Source organism: Thermoanaerobaculia bacterium (assembly GCA_035260525.1).
Lineage (GTDB): Bacteria > Acidobacteriota > Thermoanaerobaculia > UBA5066 > DATFVB01 > DATFVB01.
This window is the reverse complement of sequence record DATFVB010000053.1, coordinates 1-8,184: the sequence shown is the minus strand read 5'-3', so window position 1 is coordinate 8,184 and position 8,184 is coordinate 1. Positions and strand designations below refer to the sequence as shown.

The window sequence follows — 8,184 nt, the reverse complement described above, 5'->3', positions numbered from 1 at the left end:
TCGTGCATTGTCGCGCGCGCCGGCGCTTCGCCGCCGTCTCGTGACGGCCCTGCCGGCTTCGCGCTAGAATCCGCGGCGCCAATGCAGGATGCCAGAGCGCGGGTGACATCGCGGATCGAGCACGCGCCCGGGCTTTTCTCCCTGTTCTGCTCGGCCCCCGCCCTGGCCGCCTCGGTTCGGCCCGGGCAGTTCGCGATGATCGGCGTCGCCGGGAGGAGCCGACCGTTCCTGCGGCGGGCGTTCTCGATCGCGGACAGGGATCGAGCGTCGGGGACCGTCGAATTTCTCGTGAAGGTGATCGGCGCCGGCACCGCGTGCCTCGCGGCGCTCGTTCCCGGAGAGGAAATCGAGCTCCTCGCGCCGCTCGGCAACGCCTTCACCGCCGCCGATCTCGGCCGCGGCGACCGCGTCGCGATCGTCGCGGGAGGCGTGGGCGTGGCCCCGTTCCCCCTTCTCCTGCGGGATTTCGCGGCCCGGGGCGTCGCCGCGGACCTCTTCTTCGGCGGCCGCTCGGCGGCCGACCTCGCCTATCGCGGGAAGATCGGCCCGCTCGTGACCGGCCGCGAGCTCGATTCGACGGACGATGGCTCCTTCGGCGAGCCGGGGCGGGTCACCGATCTCCTCGCGCGTGAGCTCGCCGGCGGCGCGCCGTACCGGCGGATCTACGCCTGCGGCCCGACGGCGATGTTCCGCACGCTCGCGCCGCTCCTCGCGAGCCGCGGAATCGCGGCGGAGTTCTCGACGGAGGCGCCGATGGGCTGCGGCTTCGGAGTGTGCCTCGCCTGCGTCCTGCCGCGTCCGCGCGGCGGTTTTCTCGTATCCTGCCAGGAGGGTCCGATTCTCCCGCCGTCGGCGGTGGACTGGAGTCGATGTTGAGCGATCTCTCGGTCGCCCTCGGCCCGGTCCGGCTGAAGAACCCGATCGCGACGGCGTCGGGCACGTTCGGCTACGGGCTGGAGTTCGCCGACGTCGTGGACATTTCCGCGATCGGCGGTCTCTTCACGAAGGGGCTCTCTCTTGCCCCGCACGAGGGGAACGCGCCGCCGAGGATCTGCGAGACTCCCTCCGGGATGCTGAACGCCATCGGCCTCCAGAACGTCGGGATCGAGGCCTTCCTCTCCGAGAAGCTCCCGCGTCTCCGCGCGGCCGGCGCGACGGTCTTCGCCAACATCTGGGGAGACGAGGAGGAGGAATACGTGGAGATCGTCCGCGCGCTTGCCGGCGCGGAAGGGCTCGCCGGAATCGAGCTCAACATCTCCTGCCCGAACGTGCGCAAGGGAGGAATGCTCTTCGGCAACTCGCCCCAGGCGACCGCGTCCCTCGTCGGGAAGGTGAGAAAGGCGACCGACGCGCCGCTCGTCGTGAAACTCTCTCCGAACGCGCCGGACCTCGTCGAGTCCGCCCGCGCCGCGCGCGGAGCCGGCGCCGACGTCCTGTCGCTCGTCAACACCTTCGTCGGAATGTCCGTCGACCCCGAGACGGCGCGGCCGCGGATCTCGTTCGGGACGGGAGGGCTTTCCGGGCCCGCGATCCGGCCGCTCGCCGTACGGATGGTCTATCAGGTGCATCGCGCTCTGCCGGACGTGCCGCTCTGGGGAATCGGCGGGATCGAGACGCTCTCGGACGTCCTCGAGTTCCTCGCGGTGGGCGCCTCCGCGGTGCAGATCGGCACCGCGAACTTCCGCGATCCCGGCGTCTCGGGCAGGCTCGTCGCGGAGCTCGACGCCTGGTGCTCCGCGCGGTCGATTTCCGCCCGAGACCTGATCGGAAGGACGCCGTGACGCCGCGCGAGACCGCCGCACGCGACCGGATCGGCGTCGCCCTCGATTTCGGGAGCGCTCCCGAAGCGCGCGACTTCGCGGCGCGCATGAAGGGGCGGTGCGGCTGGTTCAAGATCGGCCTCGAGCTCTTCGTCGCCGAAGGGCCGGCGCTCGTCTCGGAGATCGCGCGCTCGGGAAAGGTGTTCCTCGACTTGAAGCTCCACGACATCCCGAACACCGTCGCCGCCGCGGCGAGGGCCGCGGTCCGGACCGGCGCTTCGCTCGTCAACGTCCATGCCTCGGGCGGCCGAGAGATGATGGTGGCCGCGCGGGCCGCGGTCGCCGAGGAAGCGGCGCGCCTCGGCCGCGAGCGGCCGGCGGTGATCGCCGTGACGATCCTGACTTCCCTCGGGCCGGAGGCCTTTGCCGAGCTGCCGTTTTCCGGCGATCCTTCGGCCGCCGCGCTCCGGCTGTCCCAGCTCGCGGCGGCGTCGGGCCTCGACGGCGTCGTCTGCTCGGCGGCCGAGGTCGCCGCGGTGCGAGCCGCGTGCGGGCCGGCGTTCCTGACCGTCGTGCCGGGGATCCGCCCCCGCGGGTCGGAGGCCGGCGACCAGAAGCGGATCGCGACTCCCGGCGCCGCTCTGTCGGCCGGAGCGTCGATCCTCGTCGTCGGCCGCCCGGTCACGCGCGCGGCCGATCCGGTCGCGGCGCTCGACGCGATCGTCGAGGAGATGGCGGGAGCCTGATCCGCGAACGCCCATCGGCAGACTTCACCGGCTTTGCTCGTGACTGACCGGCGTCAGGGAATCGGTATCTCGATCGGGGACGAGGGGAGATTCACCGAGATCGGGCCGGCGACCGTCTTCAGGATCGTCCGCGCCTGGTCGTCGACGTGAAACGTGACGATCGTCACTTCGACCTCTCCGGCCGGGAGGCCGGGGATCTCGATCGGCCAGCGGTCGCCGCACGTGAAGGACGCCGAAGGCTCGACCGGCACCCCGCCGATCGAGACGATCGCTCTCTGGCAGTCGTCCGGTGCGGCGCCGCCGGGCGTCAGGCGGATGACGAGCGAGCCGCCCGCCGGCGCGAGGACGACCGAACGGGATCCGTAGATCTCGCCCGCCGTTCGCAGCGTCAGGCCGGCGTCGGGATGCTGGAGGATGATCCACTCGGCGTCCCCCGGCCGCTCTCCGGGGTCGCAAATCCCGTCGGCGTCGCACGGGATCCGGACGCGGGAATCCGTCGCGATGTCGAGCCGGTAATACGCGAATACGCCGGCCGCCGGGGAACCATCGGGTCGATACACCGCGAAACCGTTCCCTTCCGCGCGCGGCTTCATGGAGATCTCGAGCGGCGATGAGTCGTCGCGATCCTCCAGGACCTCGTCGACGACCGTGTTGAGGTAGTTCTTCGCGACGGCGGTCGCGTGGAACCTCCCCGCGGCAACCGACGGGATGTCGATCGCCCCTTCGGCGTCCGAAAGAGGCGTCTGGACGCCGATGGGGTCGATGAATACCAGCAGGGCGCCTTCGATGGGCTGGCCGGAGTCGGCATCGCGGACCCGAACGTGGAGCGGGCGGGCCGTGAGCGGAAAATCTCGCGAGTCGTCCGCCGACGGGGCGACGAAGCGGAACGTGGCGGGTACGCTGCCGGCTTCCTTGGCGGTCACGCGCGCGACGTAGGCGGCGCCCGCCCATAGGTTCGCCTCGTACTCTCCCGACGGCCCCGACTCGCGGGTCGTCGGGGTCGACGACAGAATCTCGTCGGCGGCCGGTTCCGGCTTTGTCGAGAAAACCAGCGTGGCGGCGACCCCGGCGCCGTTGCGGGTGACGCGGCCGCGCAAGCGGGGTCGTTTGAATTCGATCATCTCGGTCCGGTCTGCCGTTCCGACGGAAACGGTCTCGACTCTTCGCTCGCGCCCGATCTGCAACCCCAGGAGATACAGGCCGGGCTCGACGCCCTCGATGGAAATCGAGTTCCCGCGGAACCTCCTGTCGACCCGGGGGCAGCCTTGCGTGGAGGCCCCGGCGCCGTCGAACTTGTGACAGCTCCGGGCGAGGGTCAGGAGGCGCGTCAGTCCGTCGAGCTCCGCTTCCGCGTGAACCTCGACCCGGATCGTCGGCCGCGGAAGCGTCTTCCGCAGGGCGGGCGAATGCGCCGCCAGCCAAAGGAGATACTGGAGGAGGCCGGGAAACATGTCCGATTGTACGTCGACGTCTCGGAGCTCATCGCGGGCGAATCCAACCGCGACGCCGGGTGGGGTAGGATCGCCCGCGATGAGCGACTGGACGGCGCCGCATCCCCTCTGGATCGTCGGCCACCGCGGCTCGCCGCGCCGGGCGCGGGAGAACACCCTCGACAGCTTCGATTTCGCGGAGGCGGAAGGCGCCGACGCGATCGAGCTCGACCTGCAGCAGACGCGCGACGGCGAGCTCGTCGTCTTCCACGACGACGCGATCCCGATCGGCACCGAGCGGCACGCGGTCCGCGCGATGGCGTCGATCGACGTTCGCGGTCTTCTCCTCGAGTCTCCGTTCGGGGAGTACCGGATTCCGACCCTCGACGACCTCTTCCAGCGATACGGGAACGCGTGGCGCTACGTCCTCGAGGTCAAGGTCAACGCGGCGACCGACCGGGCGCTCGCGGCCCGGCGCGTCTGCGACGTGATCGCCGGCTTCGGGCTCGGGCCGCGGTGCCTCGTGGCGTCCTTCGACGCGGACCTGCTCCGGCGCGTGGCGGGGCGGGAGAGCGGGGTCGCGACGTCCTATCTGTTCGACCGCGCCGTCGCGCTCCCGGAGGCCGGGCAGCCGCGGGGGATCTTCCCGCCGTGCGTCGCCGTGGGCCCGAGGGCGGATTTTGCGACGGAAGCCTTCGTCGCCGCCGCGGCGCGCGCGGGCCTGACCGTGCATCCCTGGACCGTGGACTCGCCCGAGGAGATCCAGGCTCTGGCCGACCGGGGTGTGGCGTCGATCACGACCAATGAACCCGCGCTCGCGGCGCGGGTTTTGCGAGGATAGCAGGCGTCGCGATACATCGAGCGAATACGGGCGCGTGCCGCCCGCGAGACCCTGCGACCTGCGCCCCGGTAGGCCTCGGGATCTCGCCGCAAAAACCGCCGAGTTAAGCGGCGCGAAGCGACCGCTTCAACTCGGCGCGTGGAACCTGCGCGACTACGGAACGAGGTCGACGCCCCCCTTCGACAGCGGATTGCATCGGAGGACCCTCCACGCGGCGAGCGCGCTTCCCCGGAAGAAGCCGTGGCGGCGCAGCGCCTCGAGCCCGTAGAGCGAGCAGGTCGGAGTGAAGCGGCATCGCACGAGCCGGCTCCTCGCCAGGAGCGGCGAGACCGTTTTGCGGTAGGCGCTCACGGCGGCTGCGGCCGCCCGTCCGCTCCACTGGCGCGCGGGCGGGTTGAAGGCGTCGCCGACGAGGGCGGCCGTCAGGGCGACCGCGAGCACGAGCGCGGAAGGGAGCCGGCGCGCGTCGGCGCCGGGCGAGGGTCCGGCGGCGGCCTCAGAACCGGCGGGCAAGATCGGTCAGCACCGGGATGACGAGCCGCTCGCCGCGCAGGGCCTTTGCGATTCCGACCACTATCAGCGCCGCGTAGAAGAGCATGAGGAAAGTCGTCGCGATCCAGTAGAGACATCCGAAGATCGCGAACAACGCGGAGAGGAAGACGGCGATCATGCAGGCGACTGCGAACGCGCCGAAGAGGACGAGCCCGTTCTTCGCCTGCCACTGCACCTCGGCGTCCTCCTTCTCGGCGAGGATCGGCACGAGGGAGAGCGGTCCGAGATACGCGAGGATCAGCATCAGCGTGCGGTCCGGCGGAGCGGGAGCCGGAGGCTCGGCAGGGGGGCCGGGAGGGAGCGGTTCGTCGGCCATCGGGATCTCCGTCACGCGGAAGATACCAGAAGAACGCGGGGCTCGGTGTATTCGAGGATCGTCGAACGGACCCCCTCGCGCCCCGCGCCCGACGCCTTCACCCCCCCGTACGGAAAGTTGTCGATCCGGGTCGAGGGAGGCTCGTTGACGAGAACGCCGCCGACCTCGAGCGAGCGGTAGGCGGCGCGGATCCGCCCGATGTCGCGGGTGAAGACGGCCGCGTGAAGGCCGTACGCGGTGTCGTTGGCCGCCGCGATCGCGCCGTCGAAGTCGTCGTAGGGATCGACGATCGCGACGGGCCCGAAGACCTCGCGCCGCCGCACCTTCGCTTCGGAATCGACGCCGGTCAGGATCGTCGGCGGCACGTATCGCCCCTCGCGCGCCCCTCCCGCGACGCGGACCGCTCCCGCGGCGAGGGCCTCTTCGATCCAGGCGTCCACGCGGCGCGCGGCGTCCTCGTCGATCAGCGGGCAGAGCGCCGTCTTCGGGTCGCGCAGGTCGCCCGCCGGCAGCTCCCGGGCCGCGGCCATGAACCGCTCGAGGAACGGCTCGAAGACGGCGCGAGACACGAGGATCCGCTGCGCCTTGATGCACACCTGGCCGGCGTAGGCGAATGCGGACGACGCGAGCTTCCGGGCGGCCGCATCGAGGTCGGCGTCGTCGTGGACGATCGCCGCGGCGTTCCCGCCGAGTTCGAGGACGACGGTCTTCCTCGGCGCCTCCTCCTTGATCTTCCAGCCGACGGCGTCGGAGCCCGTGAACGACAGGACCGCGACGCGCGGATCGCGCCACAGGGCCGGCGCGTCCGCGTTCTCGCAGACGACGACGGAGAAGGCGGCGGCGGGCCACGCGGTCTTCGCGGCCTCCTCGGCGAGGAGGAGCGCGGCCCGCGGGGTGCGCGGCGAGGGCTTCGCGACGACCGGACAGCCGCAGGCGATGGCCGGCGCGACCTTGTGCGCGAGGAGGTTCAGCGGGAAGTTGAACGGCGTGAGCGCGGCGACGACGCCCTTCGGGAACCGCTCGACGGCGCACCAGAGGCTCTCGGCGCGCGGCTCGAGATCGACCGCCAGGACCTCGCCTCCGGTTCGTCCGGCCTCCTCCGCCGCGAGCGAGAACGTGACGAGGCAGCGGTCGACCTCGGCTTCGGCGAACCGGAGGGGCTTCCCCGCCTCGGCGACGATCGCGTCCGCGAACTCCGCCCGCCGGCGGGCGATCCCGCCGCGGATCTGCCGGAGCGCCTGCGCCCGCTTCCAGGAGGGCATCCGCCGGGTCGCGTCGAACGCATCCCGCGCCTCTCCGATCGCGCGTGAGATGCCGGCCGCGTCGGTCACTTCCTCGGCGTCCCCGCGCGGAGCTTCCGCGAGAGCGGCGGGAGGTCGCTCTTCTTCCGCGCGGCGGCCGACGCGTAGGCGTCGAGCAGCCCCTCCGGGCCGGCCGCGAGAGCGTCGACCAGGGCCTGCCGCCCGAGCTCCTGGAAGACGCCGTCGGCGAGGAACGCGCCGGCCGAGAGCGCCGGATCGGGACGCAGGCCCGGCTTCCTCAGCCCGGTCAGGATCTCGGCGCGCTTCCCGATGTCGGTCTTCGGGTTGCCGAGGACCGCGGCTTCCTGGTTGAGCGCGTCGATCGCCCGGATCATGTCGTCGTGGAGCCAGCGGGAGAGCGGGAAGAAGTTCCGGTCGAAGGCGAACAGAGCGAGAGGCGCCACGGTCGAGACCGAACGGAGGAGCGGGTCGAGAGGCCCCTGGTCCGGCCGCCGCCATGCGGGGGAGGTCCGGCGGTACGTCTCCCAGGCGGCGCGGTACGTCTCCGCCGCCGCGAGGCGCGACAGCGTCTCGGCCGTTTCCGCGCGCGGATTGCCGGGATTCTCGGAGATCGCCCGCCCGAGGTCGATCAGCACGGCGGCCTTGCGTTGGCCCTCGGGGAAAAGGACGTGGTCTTCGATTCCGGCCAGGGCGAACGTCACGTCGATCTCGGCCGAGAAGTCGAGCGGGACGTCCGCGGGCAGGAGCGCCTCGACGCGGCGCGCGGCGCTCCCCGCGATCTCCGCGGCGTCCGCCTTCACCCCTTCGAGGCAGACCTTCCAGCGTCCGCGGTCGAGACGAACCGAGCGGAAATCGAAGGTCCCCGGGCGGCTTTCCGGGAGGAACGCGCCGGCGAAATCCTCGTTCCACACCGTGTCGGGCTTCCCCGACTCCGAGATCTGGCGGCGAACGACGGAAAGCCCCTGCAGCGCGGACGCGTCGCCGGGGCGCGGCTTCTCGGCCGAGAGCGCCTCGAGAATCTGCTCGGCCGCCGTGACGTCGATCTTGACGGAGACGCGGGAGGCGGACGAGGCCGGCGGCGCCGACGGCTCTTGCGGCGGCATCCAGTCGTAGGGAGCGTTCCCGAACGGCGGCGCGGCCGCCCGGGCGGCCGCGGCGCAGATGAGGAGCAGGACCGCGGCCAGCCGCTTCATCCGAGGATCGCTTCGGCGACTGCCGGAACGTCCGAGAGATCGGGGAAGAGGTGGTCGGGATTCTCCCGCGCCAGGCGCTCGGTC

9 protein-coding genes are annotated in these 8,184 nt (G+C 71.7%); 4 read left to right on the top strand and 5 right to left on the bottom strand.

Annotated elements, in window-relative coordinates:
* Window positions 1-81: 81 nt before the first annotated feature.
* The 3 genes from VKH46_02470 to pyrF are packed head-to-tail and all read left to right on the top strand — an operon-like array spanning window position 82 to window position 2,506.
* Window positions 82-876, top strand: coding sequence for a dihydroorotate dehydrogenase electron transfer subunit (locus VKH46_02470; protein ID HKB69677.1), 795 nt, complete (start codon window positions 82-84; stop codon window positions 874-876).
* Window positions 870-1,781, top strand: a complete 912-nt coding sequence (locus VKH46_02465; GenBank protein HKB69676.1) for a dihydroorotate dehydrogenase — start codon at window positions 870-872, stop codon at window positions 1,779-1,781. Before VKH46_02470 ends, VKH46_02465 begins: the two co-directional genes overlap by 7 nt.
* A complete protein-coding gene (gene pyrF / locus VKH46_02460; GenBank protein HKB69675.1) occupies window positions 1,778-2,506 on the top strand; it encodes an orotidine-5'-phosphate decarboxylase in 729 nt (242 codons plus the stop codon). Before VKH46_02465 ends, pyrF begins: the two co-directional genes overlap by 4 nt.
* A gap of 53 nt (window positions 2,507-2,559) precedes the next feature.
* Here pyrF and VKH46_02455 read toward each other — a convergent pair whose 3' ends face one another.
* Window positions 2,560-3,957, bottom strand: a complete 1,398-nt coding sequence (locus VKH46_02455; protein HKB69674.1) for a hypothetical protein — start codon at window positions 3,955-3,957, stop codon at window positions 2,560-2,562.
* Between the two features lie 79 nt (window positions 3,958-4,036).
* Between VKH46_02455 and VKH46_02450 the strand changes: the two genes are divergently transcribed.
* On the top strand, window positions 4,037-4,777 hold the full coding sequence (locus tag VKH46_02450) for a glycerophosphodiester phosphodiesterase (GenBank protein HKB69673.1): 741 nt from the start codon (window positions 4,037-4,039) through the stop codon (window positions 4,775-4,777).
* Window positions 4,778-4,930: 153 nt separating this feature from the next.
* On the opposite strand, the gene yidD is transcribed toward VKH46_02450, so the two are convergent.
* The 4 genes from yidD to VKH46_02430 are packed head-to-tail and all read right to left on the bottom strand — an operon-like array spanning window position 4,931 to window position 8,100.
* The gene (gene yidD / locus VKH46_02445; GenBank protein ID HKB69672.1) at window positions 4,931-5,290 is read right to left on the bottom strand and encodes a membrane protein insertion efficiency factor YidD; all 360 of its coding nucleotides are present in this window, start codon (window positions 5,288-5,290) and stop codon (window positions 4,931-4,933) included.
* Complete coding sequence (locus VKH46_02440; GenBank protein HKB69671.1) at window positions 5,274-5,645, bottom strand: hypothetical protein; 372 nt, start codon at window positions 5,643-5,645, stop codon at window positions 5,274-5,276. Before VKH46_02440 ends, yidD begins: the two co-directional genes overlap by 17 nt.
* Window positions 5,646-5,656: 11 nt before the next feature.
* Window positions 5,657-6,976, bottom strand: coding sequence for an aldehyde dehydrogenase family protein (locus VKH46_02435; protein ID HKB69670.1), 1,320 nt, complete (start codon window positions 6,974-6,976; stop codon window positions 5,657-5,659).
* Window positions 6,973-8,100: a hypothetical protein gene (locus VKH46_02430; protein HKB69669.1), complete on the bottom strand. Its 1,128-nt coding sequence runs from the start codon at window positions 8,098-8,100 to the stop codon at window positions 6,973-6,975. The genes VKH46_02435 and VKH46_02430 overlap by 4 nt, the downstream gene beginning before the upstream one ends.
* Window positions 8,101-8,184 lie beyond the last annotated feature (84 nt).

Bases quoted from the DNA above. Each gene is read 5' to 3' on its own strand.
- VKH46_02470 (HKB69677.1), top strand. From the start codon at position 82: ATGCAGGATGCCAGAGCGCGGGTGACATCGCGGATCGAGCACGCGCCC.
- VKH46_02465 (HKB69676.1), top strand. From the start codon at position 870: ATGTTGAGCGATCTCTCGGTCGCCCTCGGCCCGGTCCGGCTGAAGAAC.
- VKH46_02455 (HKB69674.1), bottom strand. From the start codon at position 3,957: ATGTTTCCCGGCCTCCTCCAGTATCTCCTTTGGCTGGCGGCGCATTCG.
- VKH46_02450 (HKB69673.1), top strand. From the start codon at position 4,037: ATGAGCGACTGGACGGCGCCGCATCCCCTCTGGATCGTCGGCCACCGC.
- VKH46_02440 (HKB69671.1), bottom strand. From the start codon at position 5,645: ATGGCCGACGAACCGCTCCCTCCCGGCCCCCCTGCCGAGCCTCCGGCT.
- VKH46_02430 (HKB69669.1), bottom strand. From the start codon at position 8,100: ATGAAGCGGCTGGCCGCGGTCCTGCTCCTCATCTGCGCCGCGGCCGCC.